The sequence below is a fragment of the Mycobacterium sp. 141 genome, from assembly GCF_000382405.1.
Taxonomy (GTDB): domain Bacteria; phylum Actinomycetota; class Actinomycetes; order Mycobacteriales; family Mycobacteriaceae; genus Mycobacterium.
This window is the reverse complement of the sequence record NZ_KB908282.1, coordinates 1-21,520: the sequence shown is the minus strand read 5'-3', so window position 1 is coordinate 21,520 and position 21,520 is coordinate 1. Positions and strand designations below refer to the sequence as shown.

Annotated in this window: 23 protein-coding genes and 5 pseudogenes; 11 read left to right on the top strand and 17 right to left on the bottom strand. The window is 64.4% G+C overall.

The features are described from left to right. Nucleotides 1–378: pseudogene (acnA, locus tag H276_RS0122160) on the top strand (aconitate hydratase); the annotation flags it as partial. A gap of 64 nt (nucleotides 379–442) precedes the next feature. Beyond that, nucleotides 443–1,027: a TetR/AcrR family transcriptional regulator gene (locus tag H276_RS0122155; protein ID WP_026357304.1), complete on the top strand. Its 585-nt coding sequence runs from the start codon at nucleotides 443–445 to the stop codon at nucleotides 1,025–1,027. Nucleotides 1,028–1,055: 28 nt separating this feature from the next. On the opposite strand, the gene H276_RS0122150 is transcribed toward H276_RS0122155, so the two are convergent. The 7 genes and pseudogenes from H276_RS0122150 to ctaD all read right to left on the bottom strand — a co-directional run bounded on the left by H276_RS0122150 (nucleotide 1,056) and on the right by ctaD (nucleotide 6,833). Continuing rightward, entirely contained in the window at nucleotides 1,056–1,250 is a 195-nt protein-coding gene (locus H276_RS0122150; RefSeq protein WP_026357303.1) for a helix-turn-helix domain-containing protein, read from the bottom strand. 123 nt (nucleotides 1,251–1,373) lie between these two features. Next, on the bottom strand, nucleotides 1,374–3,011 hold the full coding sequence (locus H276_RS0122145) for an ABC-F family ATP-binding cassette domain-containing protein (RefSeq protein ID WP_019973468.1): 1,638 nt from the start codon (nucleotides 3,009–3,011) through the stop codon (nucleotides 1,374–1,376). A gap of 57 nt (nucleotides 3,012–3,068) precedes the next feature. Next, nucleotides 3,069–3,236: pseudogene (locus H276_RS24375) on the bottom strand (enoyl-CoA hydratase); the annotation flags it as partial. After that, nucleotides 3,187–3,390, bottom strand: a complete 204-nt coding sequence (locus tag H276_RS24930) for a hypothetical protein (RefSeq protein WP_036461631.1) — start codon at nucleotides 3,388–3,390, stop codon at nucleotides 3,187–3,189. The gene H276_RS24930 and the pseudogene H276_RS24375, both read right to left, overlap by 50 nt. A gap of 51 nt (nucleotides 3,391–3,441) precedes the next feature. Then, complete coding sequence (gene trxA / locus H276_RS0122135) at nucleotides 3,442–3,807, bottom strand: thioredoxin (protein ID WP_019973466.1); 366 nt, start codon at nucleotides 3,805–3,807, stop codon at nucleotides 3,442–3,444. Nucleotides 3,808–4,213: 406 nt separating this feature from the next. Next, nucleotides 4,214–5,051: pseudogene (locus H276_RS23495) on the bottom strand (IS4 family transposase); the annotation flags it as partial. Between the two features lie 54 nt (nucleotides 5,052–5,105). Next, entirely contained in the window at nucleotides 5,106–6,833 is a 1,728-nt protein-coding gene (gene ctaD / locus H276_RS0122125; RefSeq protein ID WP_026357302.1) for a cytochrome c oxidase subunit I, read from the bottom strand. A gap of 165 nt (nucleotides 6,834–6,998) precedes the next feature. Here ctaD and H276_RS0122120 point away from each other — a divergent pair, with 165 nt between their 5' ends. The 3 genes from H276_RS0122120 (at nucleotide 6,999) to H276_RS0122110 (ending at nucleotide 9,585) form a co-directional block, all read left to right on the top strand. Next, nucleotides 6,999–8,069, top strand: coding sequence for an iron-siderophore ABC transporter substrate-binding protein (locus tag H276_RS0122120; RefSeq protein ID WP_019973463.1), 1,071 nt, complete (start codon nucleotides 6,999–7,001; stop codon nucleotides 8,067–8,069). 23 nt (nucleotides 8,070–8,092) lie between these two features. Beyond that, complete coding sequence (locus H276_RS0122115) at nucleotides 8,093–8,368, top strand: YciI family protein (RefSeq protein WP_019973462.1); 276 nt, start codon at nucleotides 8,093–8,095, stop codon at nucleotides 8,366–8,368. Nucleotides 8,369–8,532: 164 nt separating this feature from the next. Next, nucleotides 8,533–9,585: an NAD(P)-dependent alcohol dehydrogenase gene (locus H276_RS0122110; RefSeq protein ID WP_019973461.1), complete on the top strand. Its 1,053-nt coding sequence runs from the start codon at nucleotides 8,533–8,535 to the stop codon at nucleotides 9,583–9,585. Nucleotides 9,586–9,588: 3 nt separating this feature from the next. Here H276_RS0122110 and H276_RS23490 read toward each other — a convergent pair whose 3' ends face one another. The 4 genes from H276_RS23490 to H276_RS0122090 all read right to left on the bottom strand — a co-directional run bounded on the left by H276_RS23490 (nucleotide 9,589) and on the right by H276_RS0122090 (nucleotide 13,516). Next, nucleotides 9,589–9,951 carry a DUF3349 domain-containing protein gene (locus H276_RS23490; RefSeq protein ID WP_019973460.1) on the bottom strand — a complete coding sequence of 121 codons (363 nt, stop codon included), beginning with the start codon at nucleotides 9,949–9,951 and terminating at the stop codon, nucleotides 9,589–9,591. A gap of 150 nt (nucleotides 9,952–10,101) precedes the next feature. Then, nucleotides 10,102–11,064, bottom strand: a complete 963-nt coding sequence (gene nrdF, locus H276_RS0122100; RefSeq protein ID WP_019973459.1) for a class 1b ribonucleoside-diphosphate reductase subunit beta — start codon at nucleotides 11,062–11,064, stop codon at nucleotides 10,102–10,104. Nucleotides 11,065–11,139: 75 nt separating this feature from the next. Then, a complete protein-coding gene (locus H276_RS0122095; RefSeq protein WP_019973458.1) occupies nucleotides 11,140–12,681 on the bottom strand; it encodes an NAD(P)/FAD-dependent oxidoreductase in 1,542 nt (513 codons plus the stop codon). Between the two features lie 94 nt (nucleotides 12,682–12,775). Beyond that, nucleotides 12,776–13,516, bottom strand: coding sequence for a TetR/AcrR family transcriptional regulator (locus tag H276_RS0122090; RefSeq protein WP_026357300.1), 741 nt, complete (start codon nucleotides 13,514–13,516; stop codon nucleotides 12,776–12,778). A 152-nt stretch (nucleotides 13,517–13,668) separates the two neighbouring features. Between H276_RS0122090 and H276_RS0122085 the strand changes: the two genes are divergently transcribed. Together H276_RS0122085 and H276_RS0122080 are read left to right on the top strand one after the other, a co-directional pair. Next, complete coding sequence (locus tag H276_RS0122085) at nucleotides 13,669–14,847, top strand: NAD(P)/FAD-dependent oxidoreductase (RefSeq protein WP_019973456.1); 1,179 nt, start codon at nucleotides 13,669–13,671, stop codon at nucleotides 14,845–14,847. Between the two features lie 104 nt (nucleotides 14,848–14,951). Beyond that, on the top strand, nucleotides 14,952–15,218 hold the full coding sequence (locus tag H276_RS0122080; RefSeq protein ID WP_018600919.1) for a YdeI/OmpD-associated family protein: 267 nt from the start codon (nucleotides 14,952–14,954) through the stop codon (nucleotides 15,216–15,218). Nucleotides 15,219–15,248: 30 nt separating this feature from the next. Here H276_RS0122080 and H276_RS0122075 read toward each other — a convergent pair whose 3' ends face one another. From H276_RS0122075 to H276_RS0122065, 3 genes are all read right to left on the bottom strand, one after another. Beyond that, on the bottom strand, nucleotides 15,249–15,917 hold the full coding sequence (locus H276_RS0122075) for a metalloregulator ArsR/SmtB family transcription factor (protein WP_026357299.1): 669 nt from the start codon (nucleotides 15,915–15,917) through the stop codon (nucleotides 15,249–15,251). A 12-nt stretch (nucleotides 15,918–15,929) separates the two neighbouring features. Further along, nucleotides 15,930–16,733 carry a class I SAM-dependent methyltransferase gene (locus tag H276_RS0122070; protein ID WP_019973454.1) on the bottom strand — a complete coding sequence of 268 codons (804 nt, stop codon included), beginning with the start codon at nucleotides 16,731–16,733 and terminating at the stop codon, nucleotides 15,930–15,932. Between the two features lie 150 nt (nucleotides 16,734–16,883). Continuing rightward, complete coding sequence (locus H276_RS0122065; protein ID WP_019973453.1) at nucleotides 16,884–17,597, bottom strand: LysR family substrate-binding domain-containing protein; 714 nt, start codon at nucleotides 17,595–17,597, stop codon at nucleotides 16,884–16,886. Between the two features lie 28 nt (nucleotides 17,598–17,625). Between H276_RS0122065 and H276_RS0122060 the strand changes: the two genes are divergently transcribed. Then, nucleotides 17,626–18,012 (top strand): DUF5997 family protein, encoded by a 387-nt coding sequence (locus tag H276_RS0122060; RefSeq protein WP_019973452.1) that lies wholly within the window; start codon nucleotides 17,626–17,628, stop codon nucleotides 18,010–18,012. A 57-nt stretch (nucleotides 18,013–18,069) separates the two neighbouring features. Beyond that, nucleotides 18,070–18,726: a VOC family protein gene (locus tag H276_RS0122055; RefSeq protein ID WP_019973451.1), complete on the top strand. Its 657-nt coding sequence runs from the start codon at nucleotides 18,070–18,072 to the stop codon at nucleotides 18,724–18,726. Nucleotides 18,727–18,872: 146 nt separating this feature from the next. Here the strand turns inward: H276_RS0122055 and H276_RS0122050 are convergent, their stop codons facing one another. Next, nucleotides 18,873–19,205, bottom strand: a complete 333-nt coding sequence (locus H276_RS0122050; protein ID WP_019973450.1) for a contact-dependent growth inhibition system immunity protein — start codon at nucleotides 19,203–19,205, stop codon at nucleotides 18,873–18,875. Beyond that, nucleotides 19,205–19,420, bottom strand: a complete 216-nt coding sequence (locus H276_RS24925) for a hypothetical protein (protein WP_155943221.1) — start codon at nucleotides 19,418–19,420, stop codon at nucleotides 19,205–19,207. Before H276_RS24925 ends, H276_RS0122050 begins: the two co-directional genes overlap by 1 nt. 217 nt (nucleotides 19,421–19,637) lie before the next feature. Between H276_RS24925 and H276_RS24370 the strand changes: the two are divergent. Then, nucleotides 19,638–19,946, top strand: a pseudogene (locus tag H276_RS24370) (transposase); the annotation flags it as partial. A 93-nt stretch (nucleotides 19,947–20,039) separates the two neighbouring features. Here the strand turns inward: H276_RS24370 and H276_RS0122040 are convergent. Further along, a complete protein-coding gene (locus H276_RS0122040; RefSeq protein WP_019973448.1) occupies nucleotides 20,040–20,603 on the bottom strand; it encodes a hypothetical protein in 564 nt (187 codons plus the stop codon). 749 nt (nucleotides 20,604–21,352) lie between these two features. Between H276_RS0122040 and H276_RS24920 the strand changes: the two are divergent. Further along, nucleotides 21,353–21,520 (top strand): annotated as a pseudogene (locus H276_RS24920) (IS1380 family transposase); the annotation flags it as partial.

The following is a 21,520-nucleotide window of genomic DNA, read 5'->3' as shown; positions in this document are numbered from 1 at the left end:
TACGGCTCCGGCTCCTCGCGCGACTGGGCAGCCAAAGGCACTGTGCTGCTCGGCGTAAAGGCCGTCATCACCGAATCCTTCGAGCGCATCCACCGCTCCAACCTGATCGGCATGGGCGTCATCCCGCTGCAATTCCCCACCGGCGAATCCGCCGCCAGCCTCAAACTCGACGGCACCGAAACCTACGACATCACCGGCATCGAAGCACTCAACCAGGGCAAAACCCCCAAAACCGTGCACGTCACAGCCACCAAAGAAGACAACTCCAAGGTCGAATTCGACGCAGTAGTCCGCATCGACACCCCCGGTGAGGCGGACTACTACCGCAACGGCGGCATCCTGCAGTACGTCCTGCGCAACATGCTGAAGTCGAAGTAGCCCTGATCGGAACAACAGAACCAGCTACGGCGGCCCGACAGGTGCTAGCGCGAGGAGTGAACCAGTGCCCCGGGTGACCGACGACCATCTGGCAGCCCGACGACGCCAGATTCTCGACGGCGCCCGGCGCTGCTTCGCTCAGTACGGGTACGAGAGTGCGACCGTGCGGCGGCTCGAACAAACCATCGGGCTGTCGCGCGGCGCAATCTTTCACCACTTCAAGGACAAGGACACGTTGTTCTTCGAACTGGCCCGCGAGGACGCCGAGCGGATGGCGGACGTGGCCGCGCGCGAGGGCTTGATCCAGGTGATGCGCAACATGCTGGCCGCGCCCGAGCAGTTCGACTGGCTGGCCACGCGGCTGGAGATCGCCCGAAAACTGCGTAACGACCCGGCTTTTCACCAGGGCTGGGCAGAACGATCGGCTGAGCTGTCTGCTGCCACGACCGAACGGTTGCGGCGGCAGAAGGAGGCCGGACGATTACGTGACGATGTTCCGAGTGCGGTCCTGCACATCTACCTCGATCTGGTGCTCGACGGCCTGGTGGCGCGGCTGGCCTCCGGCGAGGACCCGAAGAACCTCAGTGCGGTCCTCGACCTGGTCGAGGCATCCGTGCGACAACAACAGCCGACGCCTGCTGATCACTGAAACCGGCAGCGCCGCAACGGCTGTGGGCTCAGGCCCGGGCTCTGGTGCGGTGATTGGGCCCACCCCGGCTGCGCATGGTGGTGCCCGATTCCCGCAGCAAGCTGTGTATCGAACCGTACGAACGACCCGTCGTCGCAACCAGCGAGCGGATGCTGGCTCCCCTTTCGTAGGCGTTGCGCAGCTCGGTCAACAATTCGTCCCGGGCCTTGTTCGTTTCCTTCATCGACATCTCCCCGCTGTGGATGTCCCGACGGTTACCCAGACTAGAAACAGCTCACACGTTGGCGGGCGAAAATGGTCAACGTCTTAGGATTTGGCGCGAATCCAGTTTGACGAGCGCGAAAACTCAGGCCAGCTCGATCAGGTCGCGGTACTCCGCTGACCAGAAATCCTCGGTGCCGTCGGGCAGCAGCACCACGCGCTGCGGGTCGAGCGCCTCCGCGGCTCCCGGATCGTGTGTCACCAACACCACCGCACCCTGGTAACTGCGCAACGCGTCGAGCACTTGTTCGCGCGATGCCGGATCAAGGTTGTTGGTGGGCTCGTCGAGCAGCAGCACATTGGCGGTCGAAGCGACCAGGCCAGCCAGCGCCAGGCGGGTCTTCTCGCCGCCGGACAGGGTGCCCGCCGGCTGTTCGAGCTGCGGCCCGGTGAACATGAAGGCGCCCAACAGACCTCGCAGATCCTGCTCCCCCGTGTCGGGTGCTGCGTGTCGGATGTTCTCCCACACCGTGGCGTGATCGTCCAGGGTGTCGTGTTCCTGCGCGAAGTAGCCGAGTTTGAGGCCATGACCCGGCTCCAGAACACCCGCATCGGCCGTTTCCGCACCCGCCAGCAGACGCAGCAGTGTGGTCTTGCCGGCGCCGTTGAGCCCGAGCACCACCACCCGCGATCCGCGGTCGATGGCGAGGTCGACGCCGGTGAAGATCTCCAGTGACCCGTAGGTCTTGGTCAGGCCATTGGCCACCAGCGGCGTCTTGCCGCACGGCGCCGGGCTCGGGAATTTGATCCGCGCCACCTTGTCGGCGACCCGTTCGGCATCCAGCTCGGCGATCATCCGCTCGGCACGACGCAACATGTTCTGCGCGGCAACGGCTTTGGTGGCCTTGGCGCCCATCTTGGCGGCCTGGGCGCGCAACGCACCCGCCTTCTTCTCGGCGTTGGCACGTTCCCGACGACGCCGCTGCTCATCGGTCGCGCGAGCGTCGAGGTATTTCTGCCAGCCCATGTTGTAGACATCGGCCTCGCCACGCACCGCGTCCAGAAACCACACCCGGTTGACGACATCGGCCAGCAGCTCGACGTTGTGGCTGATGACCACCAGACCACCGGAATGATTCTGCAAGAAGGTCCGCAGCCAGCCGACCGAGTCGGCGTCGAGGTGGTTGGTGGGCTCATCGAGCAGCAGTGTGGTAGCCGAATTCGCGCCCGCGGCTCCGCCTTCACTGGCCGCGAACAGGATGCGGGCCAGTTCCACCCGGCGGCGCTGACCACCCGAGAGGGTCCGCAGTGGCTGGGTCAGGACGCGGTCGGGCAACGCCAGGCTCGCGCAGATGCGACCCGCCTCGCTCTCGGCCGCATATCCGCCGAGCGCGGCGAAGCGCTCTTCCAGCTGACCGTACTTCCGCACGGCCTTGTCCCGGGCGGTGTCGTCGGCCACCTCGGCCATCAACGCCTGTTGCTTCTCCAGATCGGCCAGCAGGGTGTCCAGGCCGCGCGCCGAGAGCACGCGGTCGCGGGCCAGCACGTCGAGGTTGCCTTCACGGGGATCCTGTGGCAGGTAACCGATTTCGCCGGTACGGGTGACGGTGCCGGCATACGGCTCGCCCTCACCGGCGAGAATCCGCATCGTGGTGGTCTTGCCTGCGCCGTTGCGGCCGACCAAACCGATCCGGTCGCCGGGCTGGATCCGCAGCGCCGAACCCTCGATGGACAGCAGTGTGCGCGCGCCGGCGCGGACCTCCAGGTCCGTTGCGGTGATCACGCTACTGCCTCCCTGCCTGTCGTCTTACATCTCGTCGGTGCCGGTCGGCTCCTCGCGCTAGCGCTCGTCGGTGCCGGTCGGCTCCTCGCAGGCAGCCACCACTTCCTCGAAGTTCGCGGTGAGCAGGCGCACGAAAAGTCGCCCGAGGCCTTCGGCCTGCATATGCCCCTCAAGGCTAGCGGCGTCCAGTCCACTCCAAAGTGTCCGCCGGGTCAACTCGATTCCCCCGCCGGGAGAGCACCGCGATGACGGCCTGGTCAGACTCTCCAGGTGCGGTGTCGGGTGTCATCGCGTTCATCCGCTCGGGCCGATTGAGCGTCACCAGGGCCACACCCGCCGGCGGATGCTCGACCAAGACGAACTCGTTGCGACCTGTCACGCACAACGCGCTGCCCGTGAGGCAAAAGCAAAGCGTCAGGCCCAGAGCCTGTTATGCCTGCTGACCGTCACCCTGCGCGGCGATTGCGGCGTCGACGTCGAAATCCTTGACCTTCTGGACCAGCTCCTCGAGCGCGGCCGCGGGCAGGGCGCCGGCCTGGTTGAACACCAGCTTGCCCTTCTTGAAGGCCATCAGCGTCGGAATGGACCGGATCTCGGCGGCGGCCGCCAATGACTGCTCGGCCTCGGTGTCGACCTTGGCGAAGACCACGTCGGGGTGCTTCTCCGAAGCGGCCTTGAAGGTCGGCGCAAACGCACGGCACGGTCCGCACCATGATGCCCAGAAATCCACCAACACGATCTCGTTGTCGGCAATGGTGGCGTTGAACTGCTCTGCGGTGATGTCTTGCGTGCTCACGGTTGTCCTAACGTCGGGGCACGGTGGCCTGTTCCCAGCCTATGGTCAGTTCGAGCCGGCTAGTGTGGTTTGGGCGTGATAACCGCCATAGCCGTCGACGGTGCTCCGGCCAGCTCCGGCGCCAGGTTCAACACCCTCGACAAGACTGCGGCCGCTGCGGCCTGGGCCGCGAACAGCTGACCCGCCGTTGATCTTGAAAATGTGGTCGACGTCAGCCGGCGTGATGGACTCCAATGAGCCGAAGTGCTCGACGCCGGCATTGCTGGCCAACAGATCGGGCCCGCCGAACTCCTCGACGACCTGTCCGACGAGGTGCCGGGTCTGCGCAGGGGCGCACGCTTACCCGCCAATCGCTGGGTATTCGCCACATTGTCTCACTGGTGAATTGGCTACGTAGCCAGCCGTTGATCCTGGCCAGCATCGGCTCGCTGTGCCGATCCCTGGCCGAGCGCAGATGCGCCAACCACGAGCCATCAGGCAGGTCTTCAACATGCGTCGGCGTCGGCCCATTGCGGCCGGTGCTCACTCGCCAGAGCAGGTCGGCTCCAGCATAAGAAGCGTTGCGCCACAGGGCGTATGGGAAGAATCCACGGTCGGCCAGCAGCAGCATCCCCGGAGTCAGATTGTCGAGCAGACGCTCGACAATCTGACTCCGCCTCTCGGTAAGCACCGATCGCGGCGGCGAAGATCGCATGTGAACCACACTCGGCGACGGCCAACAGTCGCGCCTGAGGGAACGCTGATTTCTCGCCCTTGTCCACCCCAGGCCGACCGAAGAAGTTCTCGTTGACCAGCGTATCCGCCACATCCAGACACGTCCCGTCGATCGCGACCAGTCGTCGCCCGGCCATCCACGTCCCCGGTGTATCCGGTCCTCCCAACGGGCGAGCCACCCGCGCGAACAAATCCGCCAACGGCTGCGCCCCCAACCGTTCCCGCGCCTGAAAGATCGCCGACTTGCCCGGCAGCCGATAATGCTCACGCCACCCCGAAGCCCACGCCAGACCATCAGTGAGCTGCGACAACGCATCCTCGTACGAACCGTCTGAACACAGACCCATCCCGATCGCGAAGTACGCCATCACCCGCGCGGGCAACGCACGATGACGCACCTGGGTTCGGCCCGACGCCGCAATCACCTCATCGACCAAAGCCGGCGGAAACACCCGCGTCAGCACACCCACCGACACCAAATCCGACAACCGACGATCCGACTCCGGCTTCCGCCAACCCGCGCGAGGCATACAAACTACACGCATGTGTCTTAACTGAACGGTATTGACCAATAGCCCCTATCGTCAGTTGGAGTGGTCCGCGGTTTCGAGTTCGTGGTGGTGCTTACGGCCTACGTGGGCCTCGGCGCGCATGCGCTCGACCATGTGCGGGTAGTGCAACTCGAACGCCGGACGCTCGGAGCGGATGCGGGGCAGCTCGGTGAAGTTGTGCCGCGGCGGCGGGCACGAGGTCGCCCACTCCAACGAATTGCCGTAACCCCACGGATCGTCCACCGTGACGGGCTCGCCGTAACGCCAGCTCTTGAACACGTTCCACACGAACGGCAGCGTTGAAACCCCAAGAATGAAGGCCCCGATCGTGGAAACGACATTGAGGGTGGTGAAGCCGTCGCTGGCCAGGTAGTCGGCGTAGCGCCGCGGCATGCCCTCATCACCCAGCCAGTGCTGCACCAGGAACGTGGTGTGGAAGCCGATGAAGGTCAGCCAGAAGTGCAGCTTGCCCAAGCGCTCGTCGAGCATCCGGCCGGTCATCTTCGGGAACCAGAAGTAAATGCCCGCGTAGGTGGCGAACACGATGGTGCCGAACAGCACGTAGTGGAAGTGCGCGATAACGAAATAGCTGTCGGTGACGTGGAAGTCGATCGGCGGGCTGGCCAACAGCACACCGGACAGACCACCGAGCAGGAACGTGATCAGGAAGCCCACCGAGAACAGCATCGGCGTCTCGAACGTCAACTGACCCTTCCACATGGTGCCGATCCAGTTGAAGAACTTGATCCCGGTCGGGACCGCGATCAGGAACGTCATGAACGAGAAGAACGGCAGCAGCACCGCGCCGGTGGCGTACATGTGGTGCGCCCACACCGCGATGGACAGGGCCGCGATGCTGATGGTGGCGTAGATCAGCGTGGTGTAACCGAAGATGGGCTTGCGGCTGAACACCGGGAAGATCTCCGACACGATGCCGAAGAACGGCAGCGCGATGATGTAGACCTCGGGGTGGCCGAAGAACCAGAACAGGTGCTGCCACAACAGGACACCCCCGTTGGCCGGGTCATAGATATGAGCACCGAGGTGACGGTCGGCCGCCAAGCCGAACAGCGCCGCGGTCAGGATCGGGAACGCGATCAGCACCAGGATCGAGGTGACCAGGATGTTCCAGGTGAACACCGGCATCCGGAACATCGTCATACCCGGGGCGCGCATGCACACCACCGTCGTGACCATGTTGACGCCACCGAGGATGGTGCCCAGACCACCGACGGCCAGACCCATGATCCACAGGTCACCACCCACGCCAGGCGAGTGAATGGCGTCAGTCAGCGGCGAGTAAGCCGTCCAGCCGAAGTCTGCCGCGCCGCCGGGTGTGATGAAGCCCCCCATGGCGATCAGCGCGCCGAACAGGAACAGCCAGAACGACAATGCGTTCAAGCGCGGGAACGCCACGTCCGGCGCACCGATCTGCAGCGGCAGCACCAGGTTGGCGAACCCGAACACGATCGGCGTGGCATAGAACAACAGCATCACCGTGCCGTGCATGGTGAACAACTGGTTGAACTGCTCGTTGGACAGGAACTGCAGACCCGGCATCGCCAATTCGGTACGCATCAGCAGCGCCATCAGCCCGCCGATGAAGAAGAAGGCGAAGCACGCGACGCAGTACATGATGCCGATCAACTTGTGATCGGTGGTCGTGATGACCTTGTAGACCAGGTTGCCCTTGGGGCCCATTCGTTCCGGAAAAGGACGATGTGCCTCGAGTTCTCCGATTGGGGGCGCTTCGGCTACCAAGAGATCCTCCAAAGATTAGTCGGGAAAACCCGCATATCGAACTGAATCTTAACGCTTCCGAACCCCCGAGCGCCTCTGGGTCCTACAAACTGTCGTAAACAAGTTCGGAGCTTCTCTGGCGGCGGCCTGACCAGGTACGACAAGCCTGAATGTTACCGTCGCCCCGTGCTGATCAACCGACCACGCGCCGCAGCTGTGCTGATCGCCGCGATCGCGGCACTGTCCGCCGGCTGCGGCGGTTCGGACGGCGCGCCGCCGCAGGCCCAGAAGTCGATCACCACAAGTGTTACGAAGATCGCCAACGCCGGCGTGTTGGGCAACCAACGCCGGCCCGACGAGTCGTGCGCACCAGAGCCGGCAGCCGCCGATCCCGCTCCACGCGACGTCCACAACGCCGAGGGCGACGGCATCCCCCCCTCGACGCAGGTGTCCGGCGACCCCCAGCGCATCGTGGTGCTCTCGGGCGATCAACTCGACGCGCTGTGCGCCCTGGGTCTGCAGTCCCGCGTCGTCGGGGCCGCCAGGCCAGTGGACTCCGACAGCCAGCCGTCCTATCTGGGCAAGGCCGTGCATGACATCGCAGCGGTCGGCGACCGCAACGCACCCGACCTCTCCGCCATCTCCGCGGCCCACCCCGACCTGATCCTGGGTTCCACGGCGTTGACCCCGGATGCCTTCGGTGCGCTGGCAGCGATCGCACCGACCGTGTTCACCGGCGCGCCCGGCGCCGGCTGGCAGGACACCCTGCGCGCGGTGGGCGCGGCGACCGGACGCGCCGATGCGGCGGGCGATCTGGTCGACAAGTTCGACGACGCAGCCCGCAAGACCGGCGCCGACAACGACGCCGCGCATTTTCAAGCCTCCGTGGTGCAGCTGACCGAGAACACCGTGCGCGTCTACGGTGCCGACAACTTCCCCGCCAGCGTGTTGGCACAAGTCGGGTTGGACCGGCCTGCCGCACAGCGGTTCACCGATAAGCCGTTCGAGGAGCTGGCCGGCTCCAGCAGCGATTTCTCCGACGCCGACGCCGACATCGTGTACGTGTCGTTCGCCTCCCCGGCAGCACGCGATCACGCCCCCGCGATCCTCGACAGCGCGGCGTGGCGCGCGTTGTCGGCAACCAAGGACAACCGGGTGTTCGTGGTCAATAACGAGGTCTGGCAGACCGGTCAGAACATCGTCGCGGCCCGCGGCATCCTCGATGACCTGCGTTGGGTCAACGCGCCGATAAACTGACCGCCGTCCACTAGTCTGGCGGCGTGTTCCACATCCTCACGCTGACCTACCTCAAGCCGACCGATGTCGTCGACCAGACCCGCCCGGCGCACGTCGCATGGCTCAACGACGAGGTCGCCGCCGGCCGTATCCTGCTGGCCGGCCGCCAGGAACCCGCTACCGGCGGAGTGCTCATCACCGGTGACATCAGCGTCGAAGAAGCGCAGCAGCTCATCGACAAGGACCCCTACACGGTGGCCGGGCTGGCAAGCTACGAACGAGTGTCGTTCAACGGATCGATTCGCGCCCCCGGCCTCTGAGCTCGCACTCCCAGGCGATCACCAGGGAGAAACGTCACAGTCGAGTGTGGGACTAACGCCGACATCGCAATAGTTGCACGTGTCGGGCCGCCCACTGCGGCGCACCAGTTAACTGGGCTGATGTCCCCAGGACCATGCACTGACGACGATCGAAGAGGGCTGTGATGAGCACTGTTTCCGCATACGCCGCGAACTCGGCAACCGAGCCGCTGACCAAGACCACCATCACCCGTCGGGAGGTAGGGCCGCACGACGTCGCTTTCGACATCCACTTCGCGGGCATCTGTCACTCTGACATCCACACCGTGAAGGCCGAATGGGGCCGGCCCAACTACCCTGTCGTTCCCGGTCACGAGATCGCCGGTGTCGTCACCGCGGTCGGCTCGGAGGTGACCAAATACAAGGTCGGCGATCACGTGGGCGTCGGCTGTTTCATCGACTCCTGCCGCGAATGCGACGCTTGCAAGGCCGGCCTGCAGCAATACTGCACCGGTGAATACGGCATGCACGGCACCTACAACTCGACCGAGCGTGACGGCAGCTCCACCTACGGCGGCTACAGCGGTGCGATCGTCGTCGACGAGAACTACGTGCTGCGCATCCCTGACAGCATCCCGCTGGACAAGGCCGCTCCCCTGCTGTGCGCCGGCATCACCCTGTATTCGCCGCTGCGCCACTGGAATGCCGGCCCCGGCAAGCAGGTCGCGGTGATCGGCCTCGGCGGGCTGGGCCACATGGGTGTCAAGCTGGCTCACGCGATGGGCGCGCACGTCACCGTGCTCTCACAGTCGCTGAAGAAAATGGAGGACGGCCTGCGCCTCGGTGCCGACGAGTACTACGCGACCAGCGACCCGGACACCTTCCGCAAGCTGCGCAGTCGCTTCGACCTGATTCTCAACACGGTGTCGGCCAACCTCGATATGGGTGCTTATCTGAGCCTGCTGGCCACCGACGGCACACTTGTCGAACTGGGCGCGCCAGAGAAGCCGCTGGTGGTTCCGTTCTTCCCGCTCGCCGCCTACCGGCGCAACCTGTCCGGATCGATGATCGGTGGCATCCCGGAGACACAGGAGATGCTCGACTTCTGCGCCGAGCATGACGTGACCCCCGAGATCGAGGTCATCGCGCCCGACTACATCAACGAGGCCTACGAGCGCGTGCTGGCCAGCGATGTGCGGTACCGATTCGTCATCGATACCGCCTCGCTGCGGGGATAGCGGCTACGCCGAACCGCCCGCATCGGTCGATTCGTCCGATGCGGGCTTTGGGCGATCTACACCGGCCAGGGGCCACCCGGCGGCCGCAAGTTTGGCCGCTACCCGGTTGACGTTCTCCGGGCCGGCGTCGTGATGAGACACATCGGCGATGAATTCCGCGATCTCGTCACGGTCGATCTGTCTGTCGGTCAATGCCGTTGAACCGTCCGCGGTGATGTGGCGCACCACCTCCTTGACCTGCTCGTCGGTCAACGGGGTGGCGCGCAGTAGCGCCAGCAACGGCACCCGGTCGGCGCCGGGAACACCTTCGGGGTAGCCAGCACGAAGCCAGTTCAGGATCGAGGTCAGCAGCGTGTGAGCAGTCACCAAGCAAGTCTCGTATCAGGGGGCGCCCGGCACCACCTGGGGAAAGACAGTTCTCGGGTCTTTCATTGGTTGTTCACTCGGAATCGTTGTGGAAAACGATCCGGCTGAACACAACCCGTGACGGGCGCTGCCGCCCCGCGAGCCCGAACTCTAAAAGTCCCAGTCCTCGTCTTCGGTGTTGACGGCCTTGCCGATCACATACGAGGAACCCGAGCCCGAGAAGAAGTCGTGGTTCTCGTCGGCGTTGGGGCTCAGCGCCGAGAGGATCGCCGGGTTCACGTCGGTCTCGTCCTTGGGGAAGAGCGCCTCATAGCCGAGGTTCATCAACGCCTTGTTGGCGTTGTAGCGCAAGAACTTCTTGACGTCTTCGGTGAGGCCGACCTCGTCGTAGAGGTCCTGGGTGTACTCGACCTCGTTGTCGTAGAGCTCGAAGAGCAGCTCGTAGGTGTAGTCCTTGAGCTCTTCGCGCTTGGCCTCATCGACGAGGGCCAGGCCGCGCTGATACTTGTAGCCGATGTAGTAGCCGTGTACAGCCTCGTCGCGGATGATCAGCCGGATCATGTCGGCGGTGTTGGTCAGCTTGGCCCGGCTGCTCCAGTACATCGGCAGATAGAAGCCCGAGTAGAACAGGAAGCTCTCCAGCAGCGTCGAAGCGACCTTGCGCTTGAGCGGCTCGTCGCCCTTGTAGTACTGCATGACGATCTCGGCCTTGCGCTGCAGGTTCGGGTTCTCCTCCGACCAGCGGAACGCATCGTCGATCTCGACGGTCGAGCACAGCGTCGAGAAGATGTTGCTGTAGCTGCGCGCGTGCACCGACTCCATGAACGCGATGTTGGTGTAGACGGCTTCCTCGTGCGGGGTCAGCGCGTCGGGAATCAGGCTGACCGCGCCGACCGTGCCCTGGATGGTGTCCAGCAACGTCAGGCCGGTGAACACCCGCATCGTCATCTGCTTCTCGTGGGCGGTCAGCGTGCCCCACGACGGGATGTCGTTGGACACCGGCACCTTCTCCGGCAACCAGAAATTACCGGTCAGCCGGTCCCAGACCTCGGCGTCCTTGTCGTCCTGTAGGCGGTTCCAGTTGATCGCTGACACCCGGTCGATCAGCCTCATGCCTTCGCTCACCAGAACCTCGTTTCACCTGCTCGTCTTACTTGCTCCACGCTGCCCCCGACACTACCCCTGGGGTCAGTCGCCCACGCTCACCGCAACACCTTGTGTTTTCGTGTCGCGGCTCTCACGCAGGAAATCGAACTCCGACGGGTCCAGATGACGGGTTGCCAGCCAGTACTGCCAGGTCATGCCGCTCCACAGCGTGCGGTTGACGCCATGGTCGTCCAGGTACCAGCTCCGGCAACCACCGGTGTTCCACACCGTGTCGCGCAGCTCGTGCTGCAGCTCGGCATTGAACGCGTCCTGGGCGGCCCGGCTGGGCATGAGCGCCTCGGCACCCTCGCGGTCGACGGCGGCGATCGCCTGACCCACATATCGGATCTGCTGTTCGATCATGAACACCACCGAGTTGTGTCCGAGTGCGGTGTTCGGACCGAGCAGGAAGAACAGATTGGGCATACCGGCGACGGCGATGCCGCGGAGGGCCTGGATACCCTCCCGGTTCCAGCGGTCTACCAGGTCCTCGCCGCCGGAGCCCTTGATGTCGACGTAGGTGTAGGAGTCGGTGACGTGGAATCCGGTCGCCCACACCACGACATCCACGCGATGTTCGACGCCGTCGGCGGTGACGATGCCGCTCGGGGTCATGCGGGCGATCCGTTCGGTGATCACCTGCGTCTTGGGGTTGGCGATGGCCTCGTAGTAGGTGTCGGAGTTGAGGATTCGCTTGCAGCCCGCGGTGTAGCTCGGCGTGAGCTTACGGCGCAGTTCGGGATCTTTGACGCTGCGGTTGATGTTGTAGCGGCCCATCATCTCGCCGATGTTGAGCAGCCGCGGTTGTTGGGTCATGGCGAACCCGACACCCTCGTGGATCCAGTAGATCGCGGTGCGCAGCAGCGCCCGGGTGCCGGGCACGTAACTGAACATGCGGCGCATCCACAGCGGGAATTTGTTGTTCACCCGCGGCATCACCCAGGCCGGTGTGCGCTGGTACAGCTGCAATTCGGCGACATCCTTGACGATCTCGGGCACGATCTGGATCGCGCTGGCGCCGGTGCCGATGACCGCCACACGCTTGCCGTGGATGTCGACACTGTGGTCCCACTGCGCGGAATGGAAAGCGGCTCCGGCAAATTCGTCGCGACCATCGATGTCCGGGATCGACGGGATGTGCAGGCCTCCTGCTCCGGAGACGAGGAATTGGGCGATGTACTCCTGGCCCGTGTCGCTGAAGACGTGCCAACGCAATTCGCTGTCGTCCCAGTGCGCGCGGTCGACGTGGGTATTGAACCGGATGTAGCGGCGCAGACCGTATTTGGCCGTCACCCCCAGCAGGTAGTCCTGGATCTCCGGCTGGAACGACCACATGTGGGTCCAGTCGGCCTTCGGTTCGAACGAGAACGAGTACATATGCGACGGGATGTCGCAGGCACAGCCCGGGTAGGTGTTGTCACGCCAAGTGCCGCCGATCTCGTCGGCCTTCTCCAAGATGAGGAAGTCCACCCCTCGACGCTGCAACTCGATGCCCATACCCAGGCCCGAGAACCCGCTGCCGATGATGAGGGCCCTGGTCCGTACGGGTTGCTGGACGTGCGCGGATTGTTCGGCAGCCGTCATAGCTTCAGGTCCTTTCCTGGGAACACCGGTACCGGATACTCGCCAGTGTGCGGACCTGGGCCGCGGCTGTCAACGAGCCCGTAAAACAGACCGGTCAGCCAACGTGTTCGCGACGCTGAACACCCTCGTGCAGTGGTAGATCAGGGTCTATCCAGACGCCCAGCAACTCACAGGTGCCGTTGATCGAGCCGACCATGATGGTGGTCAGGTGGTTGACGAACTCGTCGGCAGGCATCCGACGCGGGTTGTCCTGCTTGCTGCCCAGCCACCAGTCGGTCGCCGAGGCCGCCGCTCCGAAGGTCGCGAACGCGGCCAGCTCGATCGCCGTGCTGTCGAGTTCCATCTCGCGCAGCTCGTTGGAGAACATGTCGGCCATCGCCAACGTGATGTCGCGGCCCTCGTTGAGTGCGCGCATCGCCGATTCGCTCTGCTCGGCGAAGCGGCCCTGGATCAGGAAGCGCAGCACATTCGGGTGTTCGTCGACCATTCGGACGTACTGCTCGACACTGCGACGGATGACTTCCCGGGCCGGATCGGCCGCGAGGTTGATCGAAGGGAAGATCTCCGCCCACAACATGTCACGCAGCCGCTCGCCGATGGCTTGGAACAAGTCGGATTTGTCGGCGAAATGGCGATAGATCTTGGGCTTGGCGGTGCCGGCCTCCTCGGCGATCTCTCGCAGGCTCAGCTCCGGACCCAGCCGGTCGATAGCCCGGAACGCGGCCTCGACGATTTCGGCCCGCACCCGCTTCCGATGCTCACGCCAGCGCTCACTGCGGGCGTCTACTTTGACACCCGCTTCTCCGCTGGTATGTGGTCTAATGCCTCGCCGCACGCGATCACTGTACCCGCCCTGATAGCGCTGACCTGCCCAGACCGTCCGGCAACATGGAAAGAACCGGTCGGAGTGGCGATTGTCCCCGCCGGGCCGGACACCGGCGAGCTTCGGTACTATCGCTGCGACAGCCCACCGATGAGACGAGGCTCATGACGCAGCGATACGACCTGGTCATTGCCGGTGGCGGCCCCTCCGGGTCGGCTGCGGCGTGGCAGGCCGCACAGACCGGCGCCAAGGTGGTCGTCCTGGACAAGGCGGATTTCCCGCGGGACAAGCCGTGCGGTGACGGCCTCACCGCGCGGGCAGTCAGCTACCTGCAGAAGATGGGATTGGCCGACGAGGTGGCCAAGTTCCATCGCGTCAACAGAGTCACCGTATACAGCCCCAGCGAGTGGGAGCTGTCCTTCCCCCGCCGTCCCGGTATGCCCGACCACGGCCACACCGTCAGCCGTACCGAATTGGACACCCTGCTGCTCAAGCATGCCGAGTCGGCGGGTGCCGAGGTGCGCCAGGGCTCGGAGGTCGCCGGACCCGAGTTCGACGCCAACGGCCGAGTGGTGGGCGTGGTGCTCAAGAACGGGGAAAAGGTGTACGGCGACGCGGTCATTGCCGCCGACGGCGCCTACTCCCCCATCAAGCGAGCCCTAAAGATCGACTCGGAGTACAACGGCTATTCGGCGATCGCCATCCGCTCGGAGATGCACGCCAACCGCCCCGACTCCGACAGCTTCGACATCTATCTCAAGCTGCTGTTCCAGGGCGATCAGCTGCCCGGTTACGGCTGGGTGTTCCCGATGGGTGGCGGCAGGTTCAACATCGGCCTGGGCTACGTCAACAGCTACAAGAACTGGCAGTCCATCAACGCCACTCAGTTCCTCGGCGACTTCCTGCGCACGTTGCCACGCGAGTGGGAGTTGCCGCCGATCGAGGAGCTCAAGAAGAACAAGAGTGTGCGGGCGTGGCGATTGCCCATGGGCTTCACAGCCTGGCCGCCGTGGCGTCCCGGTGTGCTGTTCGTCGGCGATTCACTGGGTGCCGGCAAGCCGGTGTCCGGCGCGGGTATCTCCAAGGCCCTCGAATCGGGTTTGACCGCAGGCGAATGCGCCGTCGCGGCACTGACCAACGGTGGGCCCGACGATTTCACCAACTATGCGCAGCGCATGCAGGCCGCGTGGGGCCGTGAGTATCGCCGCGGCCGCTTCTTCAACAAGCTCGCGGGAATTCCCGCGGTTGCCGGTCCGGGCCTCAAGGCGCTGGATAACCACACGTTCCGTGACCTGCTGCTGAAGTCGATGTACAAGAAGGCCCAGAGCCCTCGGCACACCTAGATCGCCAGCTGTGCCGAATGGCCAGTTGTCGCACGCTTTTCGGAGTTTGGCGTGTGATAGCTGGCCGCTCGTCGTTTGTGGCCGGCCCGGGTTACCCTGGCGCCGTGAGCACCCAGCAAGTCCCCGGTGGTGTCGTGCACAAGTTGCCCGCCGACCTGCGCTCGGCATTGATGGGCAACGCCACGGCCCTGGCCGCGTGGAAAGACATCACGCCCTTGGCGCGCAACGAGTTCATCTGTTGGGTCGAGGATGCCCGACAGGACACGACCCGGGAACGCCGGATCCGTCGCACTCAAGAGGAGTTGGAGGAAGGCAAGCGCCGCCCCTGCTGCTGGCCAGGGTGCAAGCACCGCGAGCGCACCGGCAGGTAGGCGTGTCGGTGATCGTCCGGCCCGCGGGTCTCAGCTTCCCGCGCGGAGCACCAAACTGACTTCGCACGATCCACGCGGGTCGGCTGTGACTGTGGCGCAGTAACTTCCGACGCGATCGGCATTGCTGTCGATGACTTCCTGGATGAGGCCCTGCTGAATACCGCGCACGACTTCGGGCGCGCTCTGAGCCACCTCCGCCAGCGGGCACGTGCAGATCTGCACCGTCATCTCTCCGAACGAATTCAGCACCGAACGTACCTGGAAACCCAGGTCGCTCAGGGTGGCCGTCACCAGATCGGCGATCGTCGATTCGTCTCGGCTGCGGGCCAGGTGAACCCGGCGCGCCAAGTCGGCGCCGATGCGCAGTGCCCGCTCCTCGCGTTCGCGTTCGGTGCCACCCAGATGTGCGGCAAACAGCGACACGATGTCGGCATAGTCCAGCTTCGGCGCTACCTCGTAGGTCAATCGGGGCCGGCCCGCTCGGCGGGGCTTCGCCCGATCCCCGCGACGGATGAATCCTTGACCTTCGAGCGTCGTCAGATGAAACCGCGCGGTGGTGATGTGGATCTGCAGTGTGTCGGCAACATGTTGGGCATCGACCGGGCCCGCCGCGTCACGCAACACGCCGAGAACCTTCTGCCGTTGCCAACCGACCGCCCGCTCCGAAGGCGCTTCAAGATCGTGAGGTGGAACAGGCACGTCTCGAGTCTGTCACGACACCGGAACGACACCTACGACGGCAATGGCGGTCAGCGAATGCCGGTACCGGTGGAAGGTCTTCCGCATCCCGATGACACGGTGCCGGGCGGCGCGGTGCACGATGAGTCGGCCGACGATGCGCAGAGCGCCGGCAACGCCTTCGTCGGCCACCATTCGCGCAGGTTGCAGTAGCGCCATCGGGGCGTGATCGACGGTGACGATCTCGAATCCGGCATCGGTCAACAGCTCGGCCCATTCGGCCGCGGTCAGCGGACGCGCGTTGACCTTGATGGCGGCGGCCATCTCCCGGCGGATCTCGTCCTTCGTCTGCTGTGCCAGCGTGTCCGGTGTCAGCCCGAGTTCATGTATCGCGTAGCGTCCGCCGGGCCGCAGCACCCGGAACGCCTCGGCAACGATGGCCCGCTTAGCCTTGTCCCCCTGCATCGTCAGCATCGCCTCCCCGACGACGACGTCGGCGCTGGCATCCGGCAAACCAGTGGTCGCGGCATCGGCCACCACCACCGTTCCGCCGATCGCAGCGACGACGCCGCGCACCGTCTCCGCAGTAGCTGCCGTGTCATCCACACCGACGTAGGACCGCGGCGCCAGCGCCACGATATCGGCGGCGGTCCGGCCGAGCCCGGGCCCCAGTTCCACGACATCGGCGCCGGTGACACGAGCAGCCGCGAGCAGCCTTCTGGTCAGCTCTAGACCGCCCGGACGGAGCACCCGCTTGCCGAGCCGGGCGAGCAGCCAGTGTCCAGGCAGATCGGCATCGGATCGCCCGGCCAGCGGAAGAGATTCTCGGGCAGTCATTTTCGGATCGTCCTTTCGACGACGACCATGAAGACCGTCGTTGCATTTAGAGGAGATATATCCGGTAAAACTACGCCCGACTACCCAATAAGGCAAGGCTTACCTGATTGTGATCGTCTTCGCCGCTGGCAGCTTCCGGGACATATTGCGTCAGCGTCGACCGCGCTCAGCCCGCTTGGGCTGGCGCGCGACCTTACCCGCAGCGGCGCGCGCGGCCTGCTTTGCAAGAGTCTTCTCCCGTGCAGTACGTTTCGGTGCCTGCTGGGCCTGTCCCCGTGACGAACCGGGTTTGCGGCCCCGCACAATCCCGACGAACTCCTCGACCAGTGCCGGCTGCGGCCCTTCCGGGAAGGCGAGCGCCACAGGGCAGGTGGGCGCGTCGGTGATCGGACGATACGTGAGATCCTTGCGGTGATACAGCCGCGCCAACGACTGCGGAACGATGAGCGCGCCCATCCCCGCGGCGACGAGTTCTATTGCGTCCTCGGTGGTTTCGGGTCGGTGATCGACCGGCGTACCGACAGTGTCTGCGCAGGCGAGGGCGTTGTCGAGTGGAAGCAGCGTCGGCTCGCCGTCGAGGTCCGCGGCGGTGATCGTATCGACGGCACTGAAAATATGATCGGTCGGCACCACGGCCACCGTTGTTTCCTCGTAGAGGGGAATGACGGCCAACCCAGCTGTGTCGGCCGGCAGCCGGAGCAACGCCATGTCGACGGTGCCGTCCCGCACCGCGGCCGCCGCGTCCACCGCGGCGACGACGCACAACCGGAGCGGAACCTCCGGATGGCGCTCCGCCCAGATCCGAGCCCACTTTGCCGGAGTCCCGCCGGGGACGTACCCGAGGGTCAGGGACAGCAGGGTCACCGCCTCAGGCTACCGATACGCTGATGCCATGAGCAGGCCGAACGCGCAGTCCATGAAACCCGCCACGGCGGCCAAGAAGCTGGACGTGTACTTGCCCGCGACTCCTGCGGAATTCCAGGAAAACCCGATCACCCGCTCTGAGCTCACCGCGCTGCAAGCGGAGCCTCCGCAGTGGCTCAAAGATCTCCGTAAGAACGGGCCGCACCCGAAGAACCTCGTGGCCGCCAAGCTGGGCATCTCGATCGCCGGTCTCACCCGCGGCGGGGTCGAGAAAGCACTCACCACCGCACAGATCGATCAGCTGCTCGAGGAGAAGCCCGAGTGGCTGATCGCCGAACGCGAGAGTTACCAGGAGGTGCTGCGCGAGCAGCGACGCGTGAAGGCGCTGCACGCGGAACAGGCTCGCGACAGCTGATCCGGAACCGCCACCCAATAGACTTCCGCGGGGTCGTCAGAAAGGGCACACCGTCTCGTGCAGCTCGACCACATCATCATCGCTACCACCGATCTCGACCGGTCTGCGCGTCAGCTCGCCGAGACAGCCGGCCTGGCTGCCGTGGAGGGAGGCGTCCACGACGGTTTGGGCACACGCAACTACATCGTTCCGCTCGGCTGCGGTTACCTCGAGTTCGTCGCTGTGCACGACGCAGACCTCGCCAAGGACAACCCGTTTGGGCAACTGGTGTTGTCCGCGCTCTCCAATGGCGACGAAGCGTTTGCCGGCTGGGCAGTAGAGGTCACCAGCAGCGAACTCGAGACCCGGGCACGTCACGACAAGCTGCCGATCGGCCGCCTCACTCGCCGTGGGCTGGGCGTAAATCACATCGGTATGACCCGTGCCCTCATTTCACCTGGTCTGCCGTTCTTCCTGGCAAGGGACCCTGGCAGCAGCAATCCCGGAGTGATGGACGCCGCGCACACCCTGACGCCGCGCGGTGTGAAGAGGATTTCGGTCGCCGATGACCAAGCGGATCTGGACGCCTGGCTGATGACACATGTTGGCCCTGACAATCCGAAACTGCCCGTCGCCTGCGGCTCGCCCGGGCGCGGCATCATCCAGGTCGACATTGAAACCGACCAAGGCGCACTGACATTGAGTCACACCGCACCCACTATGGCGCGGCGCTGATACCACTCTGAGACACCGCTGGTCGCCGACAGCGGGAGTCAGGCGACCGTCGAACTTCAGCTGACGCACGGGTCCGCTATGGGGGTCACTCTGGATCCAACCGGTCAGAGCGTCGTAGACGCTGGGATTCCCGCCCTGCCAAACGATTAACGCTGGGTCCCACTGGCGGTGCCGATCGCCGCGGCATGCTGGCGCAGTCGGTCGGCGATCTGTCCCAGCCATTCCTTGTAGGTCAGTGGATCGGGGCCGTAGTCGACGCCGACCGTGCGCACCAGGAATTGTTTCAGGCCTGGTTCCGCACGGGATTCCCGTAAGTCGTCGATCTCCTGGGCCAGCAGCCGGAGAGGCTCCGCAACGGGGTCTTCGTTGACATAGTTGTCGACGATGCCTTCCCAGTCTTCAGCTTCTAGATCCCAGTCTTGATGGAAATTCGTAGCTAGAAACTGGTACAAACTCGTCGAGATCGAACCGTCATTCATTAGCCAGTTCCCGGTTTACGTTTCGGTTCGTACTCGTCCTTGCTCTGGAAAAAAATCTCAGCGCCACATTTTGGGCAATGTATCCAGTATTCGCATCTCCTGTCACCAGCATTGCCCCCTGCAACCCATGAACGCTTCTCGATCAGAACATCGGCATCATCGTTCTTCGGGCAGAGGATGCCATCCCATGCCCCTGCAGCGACCAGCTTGGTCACCTCAGTCCATCGCCTCGCCAACGTAAGGTATTCGGACATACTTCTCACTCTCCGCCGTTCAGGATTTTATCGCCGTACTTCTGTGCGAAATCGAATGCGGCCTGCGTCTCACTCGCGGCACGCGTCGCATCGATGCCCAATTCGGGTATCTCAGTCATATTTACGCGATACACCTCGTGCGCAACGGTTCGAGCCAACTCCGAGTCTGAGGCCATTCGAGACCACCTTCGCCGACCTCATCGACGGACCCCTGGCCCACATCCCGTCCGGACGATTCGGCGCCAACAGTGCCTGGGCCGTCTGCGCCGCGATCGCCCACAACCTGCTGCGCGCCACCGCGACCCTGGCCGGTACCCGTCACCGCACCGCCCGCGGGACCACGCTGCGCCGACGCCTGGTCAACATCCCCGCCCGCCTCGCCCGACCCCAACGCACACCAATCCTGCACCTACCCCGGCACTGGCCCTGGCAATCAGCATGGACAACCATGTGGCACAACATCATCGGCAACCGATCCTCGGCCTGAACCACCAACCCCCGACCCGACAACCAGGACCCCAACAGGAAGAGCTGGACAGACCAGCAGCTCAACCATGCCCATAACCAACCTGAATCAAGATCAGCGACTCAACCCACCAACACAGGGTCGATCGGTGGATTCAGGCTTAGTGTCACCCGATGTACGGAAACGGGGCTGGGTCAAAGCCGCTTCGATGTCCGCGACCCGCTGCGCACCGATACCCCATGGCTCATCGAGCCCGAGATGAGAGTCCAGATCCCACAGGACGCACCGTTCACCCGGCTCGGCGACCATGGACCAGGCGATGACAGTGCGGCGCAGCTGTTCATCCATGCGTTCGCCGCCCGCCGCAACGCCGGGTGGCGCACCGCCCTCGGGATGGTGGTGCAGGAATTGCCCGTAGGCGGCGTCACAGAATGCCGCATAGCGGACGGTGCACAGGATCAGTCCATGCCACGCTTCATCGACTGCACGCGACGGCATTCCGATGATCTGACCGTCGCGCAGCGCTACCGCGCAGCATCGAAACCACTGCCGCAGACCGGTTTCGACGAGTTCACGCGGTTGCCAGGGGCAGGTCTTGAACACCGCCTCCGGCAATTCCAGATCGGCGATCATCTGTCCGGCGACATGTCGGGTGTCGGCCTTTCGCAGCATGATCATCAGCAACCGCCGCCGCCGCAACCCCCACCGCAACTACTTCCGCCGCCGCAGCCGCCGTGTCCGCCACCGCAACCCGAGTGGCCCCCATGGCCTCCGTCGCCGCAACCGGAGTCAGCACCAGTAGCCCAGATAGCTGCTGCCCCGCCGGCACCGGCAACAGACCCGAACCCACCGCGGCGGGCCGCCGCACGCCCACGACGCCGCCGTTTGGCGGTAGCGAAGATCGCGAAGAGCGCTACGTCGAACGCGATGACCACCACCGGAATCATCCACCACACGATTTCGTCCTCTCCTGTCGTCCACTTCCTTACTGGACAAGCGGACCACGCACCGCATGGCTACCGATCCCAACTTGTGCGGGCGACGGACCGGGGTCAGCAACGACGCCAACGCCGTCTTACGCACCTCGTGGACCTGACTCAGCACCAGGGGCGGTCACCAATGGTGACCGCCCCTGTTCCGTTCCAGCGGACGGAAGGTTCTGGAGGGTGGCGGCCTCCGCCAAGACTCCTAATACGCCCCTGTTGCACACACTGATGCCGGGTCTCGACGCACCTGCATGAGCGTCGGAATCCATTGTGGATCTTGAAGTTTCAGTTCAGGATCGTAACGTAGAGGAACATGACTAAACCTCGATCCACTGATGAACTGGCTGGTCGTGGGGTGTCGGAATGAGGAAAGTGCCTCTTGAGCTGGGAGGATTGGTGTTCTCTACGCATCAATCAGACCAGTTCAGAAAGGCACTTCCGGTGAAAGTGTCCCACAGGTTCACTGCGTCCTCGGCAGTCTTCGATGATGAGCGTCTGGTGTCGTGCGCGGGGCTGGTTCCGGTGATGACGTTGGCTGCTCAGACGGGACTGCCGAAACTGTTGGCTGACAAGGTGCATATCGCGGCACCGCGGGTCAGGTCCGGGTCG

Coding starts and splice junctions, on each gene's coding strand:
- H276_RS0122060 (WP_019973452.1), top strand. CDS start 17,626: ATGAGCAGGCCGAACGCGCAGTCCATGAAACCCGCCACGGCGGCCAAG.
- H276_RS0122110 (WP_019973461.1), top strand. CDS start 8,533: ATGAGCACTGTTTCCGCATACGCCGCGAACTCGGCAACCGAGCCGCTG.
- nrdF (WP_019973459.1), bottom strand. CDS start 11,064: ATGAGGCTGATCGACCGGGTGTCAGCGATCAACTGGAACCGCCTACAG.
- H276_RS0122040 (WP_019973448.1), bottom strand. CDS start 20,603: ATGATCATGCTGCGAAAGGCCGACACCCGACATGTCGCCGGACAGATG.
- H276_RS0122070 (WP_019973454.1), bottom strand. CDS start 16,733: ATGACTGCCCGAGAATCTCTTCCGCTGGCCGGGCGATCCGATGCCGAT.
- H276_RS0122085 (WP_019973456.1), top strand. CDS start 13,669: ATGACGCAGCGATACGACCTGGTCATTGCCGGTGGCGGCCCCTCCGGG.
- H276_RS0122150 (WP_026357303.1), bottom strand. CDS start 1,250: ATGAAGGAAACGAACAAGGCCCGGGACGAATTGTTGACCGAGCTGCGC.
- H276_RS0122050 (WP_019973450.1), bottom strand. CDS start 19,205: ATGAATGACGGTTCGATCTCGACGAGTTTGTACCAGTTTCTAGCTACG.
- H276_RS0122095 (WP_019973458.1), bottom strand. CDS start 12,681: ATGACGGCTGCCGAACAATCCGCGCACGTCCAGCAACCCGTACGGACC.